At 31.9% G+C, this 17,460-nt stretch carries 19 protein-coding genes; 3 read left to right on the plus strand and 16 right to left on the minus strand.

Going from position 1 to position 17,460, the window contains the following annotated elements; all coding sequences use genetic code 11:
- Nucleotides 1–570: hypothetical protein (locus tag ABWO04_RS05140; protein WP_353077941.1), on the plus strand; the 570-nt coding region annotated here is incomplete at its 5' end.
- 136 nt (nt 571–706) lie between these two features.
- Here ABWO04_RS05140 and ABWO04_RS05145 read toward each other — a convergent pair.
- Nucleotides 707–1,939: an ABC transporter permease gene (locus ABWO04_RS05145; RefSeq protein ID WP_353077943.1), complete on the minus strand. Its 1,233-nt coding sequence runs from the start codon at nt 1,937–1,939 to the stop codon at nt 707–709.
- 11 nt (nt 1,940–1,950) lie between these two features.
- On the opposite strand from ABWO04_RS05145, the gene ABWO04_RS05150 reads away from it, so the two are divergent.
- Nucleotides 1,951–3,183, plus strand: coding sequence for an exo-beta-N-acetylmuramidase NamZ family protein (locus tag ABWO04_RS05150; protein ID WP_353077945.1), 1,233 nt, complete (start codon nt 1,951–1,953; stop codon nt 3,181–3,183).
- 1 nt (nt 3,184) lies between these two features.
- On the opposite strand, the gene ABWO04_RS05155 is transcribed toward ABWO04_RS05150, so the two are convergent.
- Entirely contained in the window at nt 3,185–3,679 is a 495-nt protein-coding gene (locus ABWO04_RS05155) for a YkgJ family cysteine cluster protein (protein ID WP_353077947.1), read from the minus strand.
- 84 nt (nt 3,680–3,763) lie between these two features.
- On the opposite strand from ABWO04_RS05155, the gene ABWO04_RS05160 reads away from it, so the two are divergent.
- A complete protein-coding gene (locus ABWO04_RS05160; protein ID WP_353077949.1) occupies nt 3,764–4,471 on the plus strand; it encodes a class I SAM-dependent methyltransferase in 708 nt (235 codons plus the stop codon).
- A gap of 171 nt (nt 4,472–4,642) precedes the next feature.
- On the opposite strand, the gene ABWO04_RS05165 is transcribed toward ABWO04_RS05160, so the two are convergent.
- The 14 genes from ABWO04_RS05165 to queA form a co-directional block, all read right to left on the minus strand.
- A complete protein-coding gene (locus ABWO04_RS05165) occupies nt 4,643–5,275 on the minus strand; it encodes a 7-carboxy-7-deazaguanine synthase QueE (protein WP_353077950.1) in 633 nt (210 codons plus the stop codon).
- Between the two features lie 138 nt (nt 5,276–5,413).
- Nucleotides 5,414–7,105: a tetratricopeptide repeat protein gene (locus ABWO04_RS05170; RefSeq protein ID WP_353077952.1), complete on the minus strand. Its 1,692-nt coding sequence runs from the start codon at nt 7,103–7,105 to the stop codon at nt 5,414–5,416.
- Between the two features lie 10 nt (nt 7,106–7,115).
- The gene (locus tag ABWO04_RS05175) at nt 7,116–8,012 is read right to left on the minus strand and encodes a PstS family phosphate ABC transporter substrate-binding protein (RefSeq protein ID WP_353077954.1); all 897 of its coding nucleotides are present in this window, start codon (nt 8,010–8,012) and stop codon (nt 7,116–7,118) included.
- Nucleotides 8,013–8,016: 4 nt separating this feature from the next.
- Nucleotides 8,017–8,532, minus strand: a complete 516-nt coding sequence (locus ABWO04_RS05180; RefSeq protein ID WP_353077956.1) for an energy transducer TonB — start codon at nt 8,530–8,532, stop codon at nt 8,017–8,019.
- 1 nt (nt 8,533) lies between these two features.
- Nucleotides 8,534–8,758: a hypothetical protein gene (locus ABWO04_RS05185; RefSeq protein WP_353077958.1), complete on the minus strand. Its 225-nt coding sequence runs from the start codon at nt 8,756–8,758 to the stop codon at nt 8,534–8,536.
- Nucleotide 8,759: 1 nt separating this feature from the next.
- Nucleotides 8,760–9,578, minus strand: a complete 819-nt coding sequence (locus ABWO04_RS05190) for an energy transducer TonB (protein ID WP_353077959.1) — start codon at nt 9,576–9,578, stop codon at nt 8,760–8,762.
- Nucleotides 9,579–9,599: 21 nt separating this feature from the next.
- Nucleotides 9,600–10,169, minus strand: a complete 570-nt coding sequence (locus ABWO04_RS05195) for an ExbD/TolR family protein (protein ID WP_353077960.1) — start codon at nt 10,167–10,169, stop codon at nt 9,600–9,602.
- 18 nt (nt 10,170–10,187) lie between these two features.
- Nucleotides 10,188–10,829: an ExbD/TolR family protein gene (locus ABWO04_RS05200; protein WP_353077962.1), complete on the minus strand. Its 642-nt coding sequence runs from the start codon at nt 10,827–10,829 to the stop codon at nt 10,188–10,190.
- A 37-nt stretch (nt 10,830–10,866) separates the two neighbouring features.
- Complete coding sequence (locus ABWO04_RS05205; RefSeq protein ID WP_353077964.1) at nt 10,867–11,691, minus strand: MotA/TolQ/ExbB proton channel family protein; 825 nt, start codon at nt 11,689–11,691, stop codon at nt 10,867–10,869.
- 349 nt (nt 11,692–12,040) lie between these two features.
- Nucleotides 12,041–13,390, minus strand: coding sequence for an FAD-dependent oxidoreductase (locus tag ABWO04_RS05210; protein ID WP_353077966.1), 1,350 nt, complete (start codon nt 13,388–13,390; stop codon nt 12,041–12,043).
- A gap of 52 nt (nt 13,391–13,442) precedes the next feature.
- Nucleotides 13,443–14,522, minus strand: coding sequence for an agmatinase family protein (locus tag ABWO04_RS05215; RefSeq protein WP_353077968.1), 1,080 nt, complete (start codon nt 14,520–14,522; stop codon nt 13,443–13,445).
- 52 nt (nt 14,523–14,574) lie between these two features.
- Complete coding sequence (locus ABWO04_RS05220; protein ID WP_353077974.1) at nt 14,575–14,877, minus strand: four helix bundle protein; 303 nt, start codon at nt 14,875–14,877, stop codon at nt 14,575–14,577.
- A 115-nt stretch (nt 14,878–14,992) separates the two neighbouring features.
- The gene (gene kynU, locus ABWO04_RS05225) at nt 14,993–16,270 is read right to left on the minus strand and encodes a kynureninase (protein WP_353077970.1); all 1,278 of its coding nucleotides are present in this window, start codon (nt 16,268–16,270) and stop codon (nt 14,993–14,995) included.
- A 120-nt stretch (nt 16,271–16,390) separates the two neighbouring features.
- A complete protein-coding gene (gene queA / locus ABWO04_RS05230; RefSeq protein ID WP_353077972.1) occupies nt 16,391–17,440 on the minus strand; it encodes a tRNA preQ1(34) S-adenosylmethionine ribosyltransferase-isomerase QueA in 1,050 nt (349 codons plus the stop codon).
- Between the last annotated feature and the right edge of the window lie 20 nt (nt 17,441–17,460).

Consider the following 17,460-nt stretch of genomic DNA (forward strand, 5'->3'; position numbering starts at 1 on the left):
CAGAAGGCGTTGGCCTATGCCGTGCTTCATGAACTCAACCTGGACAATAAACCCACGGCACCTCATTTTCCCGAATTCAACACACTCTTGACACTAAAGAAAGAAGACCAAGACAAGATCAAAAGAGAGGCCCAAGGCGTGGTGGACTTGCATGTGGAAACATCATCCGGTGTGGGCGGGGAGACAACAATCTCTTTTGTGGACGAGGATTCCCAACTTAAAAGACGATCTGTTTCCATTACGCCAGCAATGAGTATGTTGCTGTACAATCTGCTGGGGGTTGATGCGACCATTTATGACAAATGGGAGGGACTGGAACTTACCACGGCGCTTCATGCTGTGTATCTGGAGGTACTGGACAACACGACTACCCAAGAATTGGGTGTGAAAATCGCCCGCTTGACGAAAGCCATGCCGCCGCCAGGTGCAAACAAGAACATTTACATCCCTTCTCAGGTCACCACACCTACCATATTTATAAATGGAGACAAGGCTCCTTTCTTTGATGTCATCACCAAGTTCCGAGGCCTTCTGGCAAAGCACAATAAGTTACATAGCAAGAATTCTTGATAAAAAAGTTGAATGAGGAAATTCAACTGAAAAAACAAAGCCCTAGCCCGGATCGTAGCGGCATCCTTTTTGTATAGTGGACTTATTATCAAAGACCACTAGGCAAAAAGATATAGCAAAGAGCCGGAAAGAGCTGCTAAAAAAACTTCAACGCTTTAATTGGAGATATTTTTGTAATTAGGTAAGATGGAATTAATAAAATCAAGACGCAAATTAGAATAGTTCCTGCATTTAAAAGTGCGATATACAGAAAATTAATATCAACCGGAGCCGATGAAACATAGTAACTTTCCGGATTAAGCGTGATGATTTCAAACTTCTTTTGGATAAACAATAATATAATTGCAGTTCCATTTCCCCAAAGCAAGCCTCTTGAAATTAAGTGGGCTGCGTTGTATAAAAATATTTTTCGAATGGACCAATTGTTAGCGCCAAGTGCTTTTAACATTCCAATTAGTTGGGTACGTTCGAGAATTAAAACCAAAAGTGCCACCACCATATTTATGGTTGCAACGGCAATCATTATTATTAAAATGACTAAAATATTGAAATCGAAAAGCTTTAGCCATTCGAAAATACTGAAATATTTTTCGGAAATGGATACACTGTTAAATGTTGGCGGTATGGTTTTGTATATTTCTTGGGCGCGTTCGTCTAATTTTGAAAAATCGTCAATAAAAATTTCATAGGCTCCAAATTGAGATGGTTTCCATTTATTGATGCGTTGTAAATGTTGTATATTACCTATTATATAGGATGAATCGAATTCTTGAAAACCAGAGTTATAAATTCCAGAAATGGTAAACTTTCGAACACTTGGTAATTTACCTTGTGTTTTCATAAAAAAGGTAGTAAACGAATTTCCAACTTTTAATTTTAATCGGTTGGCTAAAAATTGAGAAATCAATACTTGATTGATATCGTCTTCTTTATAAGTAGGGATTTTTCCTTCGACTAAAAAATCTTCCAAATTATTCCACTGATAAGTGTTGTCTACTCCTTTAAAAACGACACCTTCAACATCCGTTTTAGTTCTAATTAATGCACCTTTTGTAATTATGGGCTGCACGTGAGTAATGTATTTATTTTTTCTTAATTGAGAAATGGGTAATATTTTAGAATCGAAGGGTTCTGCAGTTACTTGAGATTGGTTGTCATCAAAATTTGAAACGATGATATGCCCGTTAAACGCCGCGATTTTTTCACGGATTTTTTGCTGTAAACCAATACCTGTTGCAACTGAGAGTACCATCATAAAAATACTTAAAGCAATAGCCCAAATAGCAATTTTTATAATTGGTGAAGAAACACTACTTTTATAACTTTTTGAAACAATAAGTCGTTTCGCAATAAAATATTCTAAATTCAAAATATATACTTATGAAATTTGAGTTCAAAAATACGTTTTTATTTATTTTAATACTATTATTTTCTTTTGGATGTTCATCTGTGAAAAAGTCGAAAGTTGAAAGTCAAAAGTCGAAAACAATAGTAACTGAAACAACAAGCCAAAAATTCAAAAACTTAGCCCTAAAAACAGGTGCCGAAAACTATACTGCATATTTACCATTATTGGCGAATAAAAAAATTGGAATTGTTACGAATCCGACTGGAATTGTTGAAAACAAAAAACACTTGGTTGATTTTCTTTTAGAGAATAAAGTTGATTTACAAAAAATCTACGCTCCAGAACACGGATTTAGAGGAACTGCTGATGCTGGGGAAGTAATTAAAGACGGGAAAGACATCAAAACCAATTTACCTATTATTTCGTTATATGGAAATAATAAAAAGCCTAAACCCGAGCAATTAGCAGATATTGAAATTATGATTTTTGACATTCAAGATGTAGGAGCAAGATTTTACACTTATATTTCAACGCTGCATTATGTTATGGAAGCTTGTGCTGAAAATAATATTGCTCTATTGGTCTTTGACAGACCTAACCCAAATGGCACTATAGTAGATGGACCTGTTTTAGAAATGGAACACAAAAGCTTTGTAGGAATGCATACCATTCCGGTATTACACGGGATGACTATTGGTGAATATGCAAAAATGATTAATGGAGAAAAATGGTTAGCAAATGGTGTGACGTGTAATTTAACCGTAATTCCTTGTACCAATTACAAAAGAGATATGCCGTATAGTTTACCCGTAAAACCCTCGCCAAATTTACCAAATGATCAATCTATAAATTTATATGCGAGTTTGTGCTTTTTTGAAGGCACTAATGTTAGTGTGGGAAGAGGTACGGAAAAACAATTTCAAATATATGGCTCGCCATTTTTACTTAAAACAGATTTTTCATTTACTCCTATTCCGAATTTTGGTGCAAAAGAACCGATGCATAAAGACATTTTATGTTATGGAGAAGATTTGTCTAAAATCAAAAAAGTGAGTCGTTTAGAGTTGAAATGGCTAATAAAAACATATGCCAATACTTCTGATAAAACTGTCTTTTTTAATGATTTTTTTACCAAATTGGCTGGAACTAAAAAACTTCAAGAGCAAATAATTGAAGGCGTTTCTGAAAAGGACATTAGAAAAAGTTGGGAAGTTGATTTGAATGCTTTTAAAGAAATGAGAAAACACTATTTGATTTACAATTAATTTATAAAGGCATTTTCACTTTCATTTTCTCAACAATATTAAACGCTGCTGGACAAATCGCTACGTTTAGTAAAGTTAAATCCGTAATTTGATTGAACTTTTTTCTATCGGTATGCGGAAATTCTCTACACGCTTTTGGGCGAACATCGTAAATAAAACATTTATTGTCCGATTCTAAAAACGTACACGGCACTGATTTCAATACATAATCATTGTCTTCGTCTACTCGTAAAAACTGACTGATAAATTGTTGTGGCTTTTGCTTAAAATGTTTTGCAATGCGTTCCACATCAGCATCTGTAAATAATGGCCCAGTAGTTTTACAACAATTCGCACAATCGAGACAGGCGGTTTTTTTAAATTCGGCATCGTGTAAATCTTGCATTACATAATCTAAATTTTTTGGTACCCGTTTTTTTAACTTATCGAAATATTTTTTAGTTTCAATATGTGTATCTTTGGCTAACTTTTGAATTTCGTTTAACGATGGCTTCATTATTAATTTGTCTGAATGAACTACAAAGTTACGATTTTGAATATAGATTTAAGAATAACGAATGTTGAATTTTGAAATATAACGATGAAAGACCTTTTTGGAAAAGCCATATTAGATTACCAAACGAATAATTCACCAGAAGATTTAATCACTGAAACTTCAATTTCTGAAGCAGATGAAATGCCTGTTTCTTATTTGTTTAGAACCTATAATGAAATGCCAAAATTGGAACAAAAAGCATTACAATTAGCAAAAGGTAGCGTTTTAGATGTAGGATGTGGTGCTGGAAGTCATACTTTAGCATTACAAAACGAAAGGAATTTAGATGTTACTGCCATTGACATTTCTGAAAATGCTGTGAGAGCATGTCAACTTCGTGGCATAGAAAATGTGAAAGTTGCCAATATTTTAGATTTAGATGTAAAAAATAAATTCGATACGATTCTTCTTTTGATGAATGGATCTGGGATTTTCGGCACCTTGAATGAAACGGCGAAGTATTTACAGAAATTAAAATCGTTATTAAATAAAGACGGACAAATTTTAATAGATTCTTCAGATCTAATTTATATGTACGATCAAGATGAGGATGGTGCTTATAGTATTCCAGCTGAAGGATATTATGGCGAATTGACTTTTACGGTGCAATATAAAGGCGAAACAGAAGACACTTTTCCTTGGTTGTATTTGGATTACAACACACTTCAAAATGCAGCAATTGCAAATGGTTTAAAATGCGAATTACTTTTAGAAGGTGAACATTTTGATTATTTGGCAAAACTTTCAATTTAAATTCCAAAAATTAAATTCCAAATTCCAATATTTAAAATCCCAAAAAACACAAAATCTATTTTTTGTAACACAGATCAAATAAATTTTAAAAATCTGTTTAATCCGTGTTGAAAAATTGTAAATAATTTAAGTTTCAATTTTGGGATTTGGAATTTTTAATATTGGAATTTATTACGGTATATTCAAATATTTATGAGTTTGTAAAGACACTCGCCATTTTGGGTTGTTCATAACATACTCTACAATTAACGGTGTCATTTCTTCTTTTTTGCTCCATTCGGGTTGTAAAAATAAAATGGCATTTTTATTTGTTTTTTCTGCTTGTTCTTCAGCAAAAATAAAATCGTGTTTGTTATGAATAATCACTTTTAACTCGTTTGCAATTGCGTAAGCAGATCCTACAGGTAGTTTATTTTTTTTAGGCGACAAACAAAACCAATCCCAAGTTCCTGTTACCTCGTAAGCTCCAGAAGTTTCAATATGAACATTTAATCCTGCGTTTTTTAATTGTGATGTTATTGGATTCATATCCCAAGTTAGGGGTTCACCTCCAGTAATTACAATGGTTTCTGCATAAGATTTTGCATTCGAAACTATTTTTTCTACAGCTGTTGGAGGATGTAAATCTGCATTCCAACTTTCTTTAACATCACACCAATGACATCCCACATCACAACCGCCCAAACGAATAAAGTAGGCTGCAGTTCCGGTATGAAACCCTTCGCCTTGTATGGTATAAAACTCTTCCATTAAAGGAAGCATTTCGCCTTTGTCTACTAATATTTGAGTGTCTTTGTTAAGCATAAATTATTTATTGAGTGCAAAGGTAATTTATTTAGGGTAAAAGGTAAAGGGTAAAAGGTAAAAGTTTATGAGTTGAAAATAGTGCATAAAAAAACCGATAACTTTCGCTATCGGTTTTAATAATTTTAATTGTGTTTTTTATTTATTTAATGCTTGTAAAGATTCTTTTACGAAAACATCGTTTGGATTAATTTCGGCAGCTTTTTTGAAATTTTCTATCGCTTTAGCTTTATCTGTAGTGGCGTAATTTGCTCCAATAAATGAATAGGTTTCAAATAAATTTTCTTTAACTGCTGCTTTAGCCATTTCTGTTTCTCCTTTTGCAGTTACTGTTTTCACATATCCTTCATAATCTAAAACAGCTTGTGCATTTGCTTCTGGAGTTCCAATTACTCTGTTTAATTGTCCTTTGTAAAAATAAACATCTTGTGTGTTTGGAGAAATTCTAATTGCTTCTGCATATGCGTTATTAGCTTTTACAAATTCCGCAGTTAATGTTGCTTTTTGAGCGGCTGTTTTACTTTCAGCATAGAACAAAATTGAATTTCCTAATAAAAAATTATCGCGGCTGTAACTTTTTGAATTTGTGTTTTTAACTGCTAATTCAAATAATTTTGCAGCTTCTAAATAGGCTTTTCCAGAATATAATTTAATACCAATTTCAGTAAATTCTGTATTTAAATTTGGATTTAATTCTGCTGCTTTTGTTAAATCTGAAATGGCTTCTGAAAATTTCGCTTGATTAGAAATAATACCTTTATCGTCCATTGAAGTAGCTAATTTTGCTTTTGCTAAATACAAATAATCTTTACCATTAATTTTTTTAGCATCAACTTTTGTCATATAATCAGTTAATGATTTAATAGCTCCATCTGGATTCCCGTTTTCAGAATAAGCATATCCTAAATATTTAAATACTTTTGGATTTACTTTATCTAATTTTTGAATTGCCAAAGCTTCCGCTTCTAATTCTTTCCATTTTTTTGATAAGATTAAGAAATCAGCATATTTTATTTTAGCATCTGTAGAAACATCTGTTAAACTCATATACTTTTTATAATCTTCTAAAGCAGCAGCAATTTTTTCTTCAAAAAGCGATTTTTTTGCATACGCCCAAGCTAAATTAGTTTCTGCTTTTTCACGAAAAGCTGGTCCGTAACTTGGATTAATTGCCAATATATCATTGAATGCTTTTAATGCTTCTGGAAACGCTTGCGCATTTCTTGTGATAATTGCCAATTGCAAAGGTGCTCTTAATGACGTTTTATCTAATTCTCCAGCTGTTCTGTATGCTACATATGCATCATTAACATTTTTGTTTGCTACTAAAGCATCTCCCAAAGCAATTTGCGCTAATGCCGATTTTGGATCACTTGCTACAGCTAATTTTGCAGCTGCTAATGCTTTTGAAACATCTGGGTTAGTTGCTTTTAAATAAGCTTGTGTAATGAAAATTTGTTCTTCCGTATTTTTCTTTTTTGCTATTGCTAATGCAGAAGCAAAATTAGTTTCTGCTGCAGAAGAATTACCTTCTAATAAATTTAATTGTCCTAAACCAATTAAATTTAAATGTCCTGCATCTTTAGCTACTTTACCTTTTTCAAAATATACTTTTGCCGAATCTTGTTTTTCTAACGCCAAATATACTTGACCAAGATAAAAGTAATTTTTACCTTTATCTGGCGTTGTTTCAACCATTGACTTTAATGATTTTCTAGCTTCTGAAAATTTTTCGGCATCGATAGTTTTTTTAACTTGCTCTATATCTTGAGCATTTACTGCAACTGCAGATAAAATAGTGACAAAACTTGATAAAATAATTGTTCTCATTTCTTCTTTTTTATTTCTTTTTATTACTTTTTACAATTCTTATTTCTCGGGTTGGTATTTTTACTGGTGCTAATCCTGATTTAAGAATGATACGCTGACCAACCTCGCTTTTTACAAAAGAAGCAAATCCCATGCCTAAACCTGTTCTACCCTGATAATTTAACAAATATATTTTTCGTGTAAATGGATATTCTTTTGTTTCAATATATGACTGAGTAGGTTTTACTGCTTTTTGTATGCTTTCGCCAACAGCTAAAACTTTAACATTTTTTATTGTATTTTCCAATTCAATTGAAGGATTCAGGAGCCAATTTACTCCAACGAAACCTATTGAATTACTGTTTTCGGAAACAAATTTAATAACTTCTAAATTATTATTTAATGCCGTTATATTTTTTGACAATGATTTAACATTCGCTTTATTCATTAAATAACTTAATGTACTTGAATTTTGATTATCAAACACAAATTGAACTTCCGAATTTTTGCCTTTCAATATATCAAAAACTTCAGATACTGTAATTGCAGTTTTTGAAGATTTTTGATTTACCACTAGTGCAATAGCATCTGAACAAAAAGGTGTATTTTTACCAATTACATCAATAGCTTTTAATTTGTCTTCTTGCGATTTAGTCAATTCGTGTGAAAGAACGGCAATATCAATTTTACGTTGTAATACTAAATTTACTATATCCGAATCTGATTTTGGAATAAGCGTAATGTCAGCTTTTTGATATTTACTTTCAAAAACCATTTCTTGATCTTCCACAATTGGCAATAAAGATTCATCTACATAAATTTCAGCTTTTCCTTTTACATAAGATTCGTCTTCAGTACTATTTTCAGATTTTTTACAAGAGAAAATTACTAAAACTATAACTGCAAATATGAAAATTATTTTTTTCATTGTGTTAGTCTTTTTTTGAAGTTGAGTTATTTTCTTTAACTGCCGGTTGAGGAATATCCGAAGATGTAATTTGAATAGCTATTGGCAATGTATAATAAGAACTCACAGCTGTTTCATTTTTTTGAGCTGGCTTCCAATTACCCGATTTATTTAATATTCTTTTAACTTCATCACCTAAACCTAAGTCTGCAGGACTTTCATTAATTACTTGAATATCACAAATTGAACCATCGTTGCAAACAGTAAACTTTGTAGTAACTTTACCAATTGTAGTTTTATTAACTTCAGGTAATCTAAAGGATTGTCCAACATATTTTCTAAACTCATTCATACCACCTGGTGGAATAGCAATATTATCTACAGATGTGAAAATTAAATTATAATTATTCTGTGTAGAATCTTTAGCTATTGTTGGTTTTTTATCTTTAATCAATATTGCATCTTCTTTTGGTGCGTCATTGTTCTGTCCAAAACCAACTGCCAAATTTAAAAACAAAAGTATTTTAAAAATATTTTTCATCTTATTCCTCTTCTTTTTTTATTAATCTGTAAAATCTGAAACTTGCGTATAAAACTAATAAGCCTCCAAATATTCTTCTTCTTGTCATAGCTACTTCTAAAGGAAAATTATCCCAAAAAGTAACCAAATAGGCCAAAACTAAATAAAAGCAAAATATTAAAAGTCCTAAAATAAACAGAAATCGCTGTTTGGGCGATTTCTGTTTTAAATTATTTAACCAATTCATATTATTCGTTTGCTGTAATCTGAATTGAAATAGGTAATGTATAGTATTGTTTTACGCTTCTACCATTATATATACCTGGTGTCCATTTTGGCGATTTATTTAAGATTCTTGTTGCCTCTTTTGCTAAACCTAATCCAGCAGGACTTTCTTTTACAATTTGGATATCTCTAATTGATCCATCGTCCCAAACTACAAATTTAGCAATAACCGTACCAGTAGTAGTTTCGTCTACATCTGGTAAACGGAATGAACTTGCAATTTGTTTTCTAAAAGCATTCATACCCCCTGGAGGTGATGCCTGAACTTGAACCGAAGTAAAAATTTGATTGTAATCTGTATCATCTCCTTTTTGTTCTTCTTGCGCTAATTCACCAGTTTTTTCAAGACTTGCATTTGCATCCCCTTTAGCTGTTTCTGAACCTGATTTTTTATCTGGTTCAACTGGAGGAATTTCATTTTCAACAGTTTTCTTATTTACAACAACCGGCGGAACATTTTTTACAATGTCAACCACAGATTTCACCTTTTTAATAGGTTCCACCTTTTTTTGTTCTAAAATTTTCTTTTCCTCCTTTTTAATTGGAGTTTTCACTTTCTTAAGTTCTACCTTAGTAATTTTAACCTCTTCTTTGTCTTTACTTTTCATTGAAAGATAAAGTGCAAAAACTGTGGTTATAAAAAATATTGAAGATATAATTAATGCTAAAACGGTTCTCTTCGAACTATTTGTTCTTAATTCGTATGCTCCATAACTTTTATTACGTCCTTCGAATATATTGTCAAGTAAACTAGCTTCGCTAATGTTTTGAATTTCACTCATTTTTATATATTTAAAGTTATGTTATTTAATTTTATTGTCTTCAAGCATTTTTAAATCGCCTGGAGTTACATCAACAATTGAATAAGAAAACGGTTTTACTATTGCCATTTCATCTAGAATGTCAACTAAATTTTTATAGTTTGCCGATTTACTTGCTTTAATAAGAACAGTCATCCCTTGTTTTTTAGGATCTTCAATACGATCCATTACAAACTTTTTATGAGCAATTAGTGCTTTCCTAATCCCTTTACCACCATAGTTTTCTAACTTAGGTTTACCATTAATTCCATCTTCCATGTAAGGCGCATCTGTAAGTCCTATATAATACACTAACTTATCATTTTTTCCTAAAACAACAGTTAATGTTCTGAAAGCTGGAGTTTCTGGTGGGTTAGGATCATCCTGTTTCGTATTATCTGGTAAAGCTAAATCCATAGATTGTGGCTTAGATAATGTGGTTGTTAGGATAAAGAAAGTAATTAACAAGAAAGCTAAATCAACCATCGCTGTTAAATCAACACCTGGATTCGATTTTTTACTTCTTACTTTACCGCCTTTACCGCCACCGCCACCGGTATTTAATTCTGCCATGTTATTTTTTTATTTTAATTAAAAATCTTCATCTCTTAGAGAAGTTACTAAATAAAAATCATTCATGTTTTGCTTTTGAAGGATATCAAAAACATTTTTAACAACTGGATATTTTTCTTTAGAACTACCTTTTATAGCTACCTCAATTTCCTTGATTTTCTCTACACCTTTAGCTTGTTGTTCCATAACAACTGCTGCATTTGAATAATAAATCCAGTAAGACAATTCATTTTCAGAAATATCTCCTTTATATGGAATACCCGATTGCGTACCTGGTTTGTTTCTTTCAGCGTTTTTTAAAGCTAATAATGACTTTAATTGCTCTAAAGGCACACCAAATGAATCTAATAAAGAAAACTCATTTATTTCTTGTGGTGTAAAAGCAATGTCATATTTTAACGACATGGCTTCTAAAGCAGCAATTCTGGTTTCTCTATCAGACATTCCAATATATACTGCACTATCACCAACTGTAATAGTAAATAAATTTCTTTCTGGCAATTTAGCTTTTATGGTTGACGCAGGTGTATCTACTGGCTTAGGCTCAGGTACTTTTGATGTTGCTGTCATGATAAAAAAGGACAATAACAAAAACGCAACGTCACACATGGCCGTCATGTCTATTCTTGTGCTTTTTTTAGATGTTTTTATATTTGCCATTTTACTTTATTTTAACTTAATAATATTTTATGAAATCTTAGTTGCTTCCTTTAGCTCTTTTGTAAGCTTGAGAAATTGCGAAACCAGCTTCGTCAATAAAATAAGTTAAAGTATCAATTTTTGAAGTAAAATAGTTGTAAGCAATAACAGCTAAAGTAGAAGTACCAATACCTGTAGCCGTATTAATTAACGCCTCAGAAATACCATTTGCTAATTCTGCTTGGTCTGGAGTACCTTCTGCTAATCCAGCGAATGCTTTAATCATACCAGATACCGTTCCTAATAAACCTAATAAGGTACCAATTGATACTAAAGTAGAAATAATAGTCATATGTTTTTCTAACATTGGCATTTCTAATGATGTAGCTTGTTCTACTTCTTTAGTAATATTTTCTGTAGCAGCATCTACATCTAATCCGTCTTTTTTAACTTGCTCAGATTTTAATAAACCAGCTTTGATAACGTTGGCAACAGATCCTTCTTGAGCATCACAAGCCGCAATAGCACCTTGAACATCTCCAGTTTTAATTTGAGACAAAACATCTTTTACGAAGTTATCTAAATTTCCTTTTCCAGCTGCTTTAGTCAAAACGATAAATCTTTCTACAGAGAAAACAATAGTCATTAACAATAATCCCATTAACACAGGAACAATCATACCTCCTTTATAAACCATACCTAAATAGTTTCCTGGTAAAGGTTGTCCTGCTGGATCACCTTTAATAAAGTTTGCTGGCGCTCCCATTACAAATTTCCATAATAAAGCACCAATTGTTATACAAATTACAATAGTCAAAGCTGCAAAAAGTGTACTTGCTTTGTTTCCTTTGTTCTCTACAGAAACGTTTAAATCCTGTCCCATTTTTTTAAAATTTTTAGTTTGAATTGATTAATTATTTGATTTCAATTTTATTTTTGATAGTCGCAAATTTATGTGAATTAGATTTGAAAAAAAAACTAATTTCATAAAATTTACATTAACTTTTTGAAAATATGCAACAATCATACCAAAAAAGAGATATAGTAAGATAATTTTCAATATTTTTTCAGATTATTTAACAATTATTCAACAAAAATGAAATAATTACAACACGTCTTATGTTAAGAGATTGTAAAGTTTTTCCGATTTCGTTTTGTTTTAATAAATTCAGAACAATATTATGTTTCAAAAAAACTATTTGAAGCTTAATTTATTCATTTTACTAAAAAAATTACTTTTTTAGAAGATCAATAATCTTATGTTCAACAATTTGACTGTTCCAAATTTGGTCAATGTTTTCCATTTTCAATACTTCTTGCATAATTTCATTTTGTCTATCTCCAATAGCTAACGCTTCTGAGTAAGGTTGGTGACTAAACGTAACACGAGAATATAATGGCACCCACAATTGAGGGTGTTTGTCTGAAAACCATTTTTCTATTTTCTTTTGTAATAAGAAATTGGCATCTGCTGTTTTTGAGCTCATTTCCATAAAGTTTCTATACGAAAGTTCGGCAATTGCATCTGCATTTGGTTTTCGAGAATTTTCGTAATCGTTTAATAAATTGGCCCAATCATCGCCATATTTTTCAAACATTTCCTCTAAAACGGTAATATCTTCAAAGCCCGCATTCATTCCATGACCATAAAAAGGCACTATCGCATGACAAGCATCGCCAATAAGCGCAACTTTATCACTAAATGTCCAAGGAAAACACTTCATGGTTACTAAATAACTTGTTGGGTTTTTAAAGAAATCTTCTACTAAATTTGGAATTACTTCTTTAGTATCTGGAAAGTGATTCGCAAAGAAACCAACCAATTGCTCCTTGCTTTTAATGGATTCGAATGAATTTTCTCCATCATGCGGCATAAAAAGTGTGCAAGTAAAACTTCCATCTAAATTAGCCAAAGCCATTAACATAAAATTACCTCGAGGCCAAATATGCAAGGACTTTTTATCTAATTTATGCGTGCCATCTGGGTTGGCAGGAATATTTAATTCTTTATAGCCAATATTTAAAAATTCTTGCGAATAATTAAACATACTTTGACGTTGCATTTTATGTCTAATTCGAGAAAAAGCACCATCGGCACCAAAAGTAATATCATAATCATGTGTGGTCCACTCGCCTTTTTCAGAATCGCCTATAGAAATCGTTGCTGTTGTCAAATCGACATCCCAAACTTTTTCTTCAAAGAAAAAAACGACTCCAGCTTTTTCAGCTAAATCGACCATTTTTTTATTCAACAGACCTCTTGAAAGCGAATAAATCACTTCGCCATCTTTGCCATAAAATTGTTCATTTACGGTGTCTTTTTCGGTATGAATAGCACGTTTTTCAACCGGAATACCTATACTTAAAACTTCTTGATCCAAACCAACATCGCGTAACGCTTTTACACCTCTGTCTGACAAAACAAGATTAATAGAACGTCCTGAAAAATTCATTTTTCGAATATCAGGACTTCTGTCGTACACATGAACGGTATGACCTCGTTTTCTTAGATAAATTCCTAATAAAGTTCCCACTAATCCGGAACCTACTATTGCAATTTTTTTTGGTGTTTGATTTGACATATACTATATACTACTTATGTAGTTTAAAAAAAAAATCGTTTTTGATTGATTGTTAAAACTGAACTCGATTTCCAACATTCAGTTTTTGAGATTTAGCAAGAATTCCGCACATATGAAATAACATTCTTGCACCTACATTTCCATCCCAATCGTCATTTTCTCCTGGTGCAACTTCCACTAAATCAAAACCAATTATTTCTTTACCTGAATTAGCTAATAAGTTAAATAAATAAGTCGCTTGTTCGAATGAAAAACCACCCGGAACAGGCGTTCCTGTATTTGGACAATACCATGGGTACATTCCATCAATATCAAAAGAAATAGTGACCTTTTGTGGTAGCTGCGAGATAATTTCTTCACATTGTTGTTTCCAAGTTTGTCCTTCAAACGCTTTTGCTTTCATATCAGCATCTGTATGAACAATAACTCTACCTTTAGCTTCTCTGACTATATTTACTTCTTGCTCGCAAAAATCTCTAATTCCGACTTGTACAATTTTTGATACTTGAGGAATTTGTAACGTATTATACATTATTGAAGCATGTGAATAAGTGAATCCTTCATAAGCCACTCGCAAATCCATATGAGCATCTAAATGCAAGATACCAAAACTGTCATGTTGTGTAGCTAAAGCTTCATAATAACCAAGTGGCGTGCTGTGATCTCCGCCTAAAAGTGCTACTTTTTTTCCTTTATTTTGCCAAAATAACACTTTTTCTTTCACTTCGGAATGAAGCGTTCTGCATGCTGTATTGACTTTATGCAAATCTTCCATTAAAGCAGGAAACGTTTCTACATCTTCACCATTTTCAAGAGCTTCAATAATAGGTTGTGCTAAGTTTTTATATTTTTTAGAGTTTTTTGCCCAATCTTGAGGTGCATCTTCCATATAAATTCCAAGTTTCCATAATTCTGGAAAATCTTGATGCAATAAATCAACTTGAAAAGAAGCATCAAAAATAGCATCAGGACCTTCAGAGGCACCGGCTCCATAACTCACTGTAACTTCCCAAGGCACAGGAATAATAATAATTTCAGATTCTTCGGCTGTAAATGGCAATCCAAAAACAGTAGCATCTGCTAAGCCAGGTTGTGACGGATCGAAATTTTCTATTTTTTGTTGTTTATTCATTTTAAATGTTTGGATTTTTGGATTTTCAGATATTCGGATTTTGGACTTTATTTTATATTTTATTCTGAAGATATTTTATAAATTTAATGATCATTTTAATAATTTGAGTTAATTCTTCAGATAACAAAATTAAATTATCTGATGAAATATAACCTAATTCTGATGAAACTAATAACTGCGTCTCTATTTCATAACAAGAACCTAAAGCGTTTTCTAAATAAATTATGAAATGCTTATCCGATGATTTCGAAGAACCTTCTGCAATATTTGAAGGAACCGAAACCACGGCTCTATTTAATTGACTTACTAAACCAAATTTTTCTTCTTTTGGAAATGTATTTGTTGTTAAATAAATCTATGGACAAAACTTAACTCCTAATTTCCAAATCTCTAATTCTTTATAATTATGCATATCGTAAATCTATTTTTTCTGAAAATCCGAAAATCGGTTTATCCAAAAATCAATATTTCTATTTTAATATTCCTTTTTTCAAAATTTGTCCAAAATTATAAATATCTTCAAAAGACGTATAAAATGGGACGGGTGCTAAACGAATAACATTAGGCTCACGCCAATCTGTAATTACTCCATTTTGCATTAAATAAGTGAATAATTCTTTGCCTTGTCCGTGTAAATATACTGACAGCTGACAACCTCTTTCAGATTGATTTGAAGGTGTGATAACTTCGAAATTAGCTTGTGGAATTTCCTTATCGATTTCATGTAAAATAAATTCTAAATAAGAAGTAATAACATTTCTTTTTGCAATTAATTTTTCCATACCTACTTCTGCAAACATTTCGACAGTTGCTAAATAGGGTGCTAAAGATAAAACTGGTAAATTACTAACTTGCCAACCATTTGCACCTTCAACGGCATCAAAATTTGGTTCCATTAAAAATCTACGGGATTTATTATGTCCATACCAGCCCGCAAATCGATCTAAATCTTTATTGGTATGATGTTTTTCGTGTACAAAATATCCAGAAGCATTTCCTGGTCCAGAATTCATATATTTATAACTACACCACGCGGCAAAATCGATATCCCAATCGTGTAAATTTAATTCAATATTTCCTGCAGCATGAGCCAAATCCCAACCTACAAGTGCACCTGCCTTATGTCCGGCTGCTGTGATGGTTTTCATATCGAAAACTTGACCTGTGTAATAATTTACTCCTCCAATAAATACAAGTGCTATCTCGTCTCCTAATTCTTCAATTTTTGCTAAAATATCTTCTGGACGGGTTGTTAATTCACCTTCTCTTCTTTTGATTTCAACAATTGCTTCCTCTGGATCAAAACCGTGAAATTTCACCTGACTTTGCAACATATATTGATCTGAAGGAAATGCTTTTTCTTCGCATAAAATTTTAATTCTCTTGCCTTTTGGTTGGTAAAAAGAAACTAAAAGTAAATGTAAATTGACTGTTAATGTATTCATCACACCAACTTCTGATGGTTTCGCACCAACAATTTTTGATAATGGTTCGCAAAATCTTTCATGATAATCCCACCATGGTTTTTCTGAATAAAAATGACCTTCTACAGCCATATTTGCCCAATCATCCATAATATCATCAACATATTTTTTGGTGATTTTTGGTTGTAATCCTAATGAGTTTCCTGTAAAATAAATTACATTTTGATTGTTATGTTGTGGGAAATAAAATTCGTTTTTATACGATTTTAATTCATCTTGAGCATCTAAGCTTATTGCGAATTCTTTAGTATTTTGAAAGTTCATTTTTAGTAGGTTTTAAAGCGTAAAAGTAACAAAAAAATAAGATATAAAAAAACCCAACTACATGTTGGGTTTATATTTTAAGAAACTGAATAGGTTCAGATAATCAATTATTTAATTTGATTATAAAATTAACATCGCATCACCATAAGAATAGAAATTGTATTTTTCTTTTATGGCAATTTCGTATGCTTTTTTCATTAAATCGTGTCCACAAAAAGCAGAAACCATCATTAAAAGCGTTGATTTTGGAGTATGAAAATTAGAAACCATCGCATCCGCTAAACTAAAATCGTAGGGTGGATATATAAATTTGTTTGTCCAACCTGAATATGGATTTAACGTTCGCATTGAAGAAACTGTACTTTCCATAGCACGCATAGAAGTAGTTCCGATACAACAAACTTTATTTTTCTTAGTTCTGGCTCCGTTGATAATATCACACGCTTCTTGTGTAACTACCATTTCTTCAGAATCCATTTTATGTTTTGATAAATCTTCTACTTCAACTGGATTAAAAGTACCCAATCCTACGTGTAGAGTAACTTCAGCAAAATTGATTCCTTTGATTTCCAAACGTTTCATTAAATGCTTTGAAAAATGTAAACCGGCGGTTGGTGCAGCTACAGAACCTTCTTCTTTAGCGTAAATAGTTTGGTAACGCTCCGCATCTTCTGGAGTAACTTCACGATTAATATATTTTGGTATAGGTGTTTCCCCTAATTCAATTAATTTTTCTCTAAATTCTTCATAAGAACCGTCATATAAAAAACGAAGTGTTCTTCCGCGAGAAGTTGTATTGTCAATAACTTCGGCAACTAATGAATCGTCATCGCCAAAATATAATTTATTTCCAATTCTAATTTTACGAGCTGGGTCCACTAAAACATCCCACAAACGTTGCTCTGCATTTAATTCTCTTAATAAGAAAACTTCAATTCTTGCGCCTGTTTTTTCTTTATTTCCATATAAACGAGCAGGAAAAACCTTAGAATTATTCAGCACCATTACATCGCCATCATCAAAATAGTCAATAATATCTTTAAACATCTTATGTTCAATTTCACCTGTTTTTCTGTGAATCACCATTAAACGAGATTCATCTCTGTTTTCTGAAGGAAATTCGGCTAATAATTCTTCTGGCAAATTAAACTGGAAGTGTGATAATTTCATATTTTGAGTTTAAAAGTTTA

Source organism: Flavobacterium sp. (assembly GCF_040382755.1).
Classification (GTDB): domain Bacteria; phylum Bacteroidota; class Bacteroidia; order Flavobacteriales; family Flavobacteriaceae; genus Flavobacterium.

Excerpts from the sequence above, each read along its gene's own strand:
- ABWO04_RS05170 (WP_353077952.1), bottom strand. The coding sequence starts at position 7,105 with ATGAGAACAATTATTTTATCAAGTTTTGTCACTATTTTATCTGCAGTT.
- ABWO04_RS05190 (WP_353077959.1), bottom strand. The coding sequence starts at position 9,578 with ATGAGTGAAATTCAAAACATTAGCGAAGCTAGTTTACTTGACAATATA.
- ABWO04_RS05180 (WP_353077956.1), bottom strand. The coding sequence starts at position 8,532 with ATGAAAAATATTTTTAAAATACTTTTGTTTTTAAATTTGGCAGTTGGT.
- ABWO04_RS05215 (WP_353077968.1), bottom strand. The coding sequence starts at position 14,522 with ATGAATAAACAACAAAAAATAGAAAATTTCGATCCGTCACAACCTGGC.
- ABWO04_RS05210 (WP_353077966.1), bottom strand. The coding sequence starts at position 13,390 with ATGTCAAATCAAACACCAAAAAAAATTGCAATAGTAGGTTCCGGATTA.
- ABWO04_RS05165 (WP_353077950.1), bottom strand. The coding sequence starts at position 5,275 with ATGCTTAACAAAGACACTCAAATATTAGTAGACAAAGGCGAAATGCTT.
- ABWO04_RS05195 (WP_353077960.1), bottom strand. The coding sequence starts at position 10,169 with ATGGCAGAATTAAATACCGGTGGCGGTGGCGGTAAAGGCGGTAAAGTA.
- queA (WP_353077972.1), bottom strand. The coding sequence starts at position 17,440 with ATGAAATTATCACACTTCCAGTTTAATTTGCCAGAAGAATTATTAGCC.
- kynU (WP_353077970.1), bottom strand. The coding sequence starts at position 16,270 with ATGAACTTTCAAAATACTAAAGAATTCGCAATAAGCTTAGATGCTCAA.
- ABWO04_RS05175 (WP_353077954.1), bottom strand. The coding sequence starts at position 8,012 with ATGAAAAAAATAATTTTCATATTTGCAGTTATAGTTTTAGTAATTTTC.
- ABWO04_RS05185 (WP_353077958.1), bottom strand. The coding sequence starts at position 8,758 with ATGAATTGGTTAAATAATTTAAAACAGAAATCGCCCAAACAGCGATTT.
- ABWO04_RS05160 (WP_353077949.1), top strand. The coding sequence starts at position 3,764 with ATGAAAGACCTTTTTGGAAAAGCCATATTAGATTACCAAACGAATAAT.
- ABWO04_RS05150 (WP_353077945.1), top strand. The coding sequence starts at position 1,951 with ATGAAATTTGAGTTCAAAAATACGTTTTTATTTATTTTAATACTATTA.
- ABWO04_RS05155 (WP_353077947.1), bottom strand. The coding sequence starts at position 3,679 with ATGAAGCCATCGTTAAACGAAATTCAAAAGTTAGCCAAAGATACACAT.
- ABWO04_RS05200 (WP_353077962.1), bottom strand. The coding sequence starts at position 10,829 with ATGGCAAATATAAAAACATCTAAAAAAAGCACAAGAATAGACATGACG.
- ABWO04_RS05205 (WP_353077964.1), bottom strand. The coding sequence starts at position 11,691 with ATGGGACAGGATTTAAACGTTTCTGTAGAGAACAAAGGAAACAAAGCA.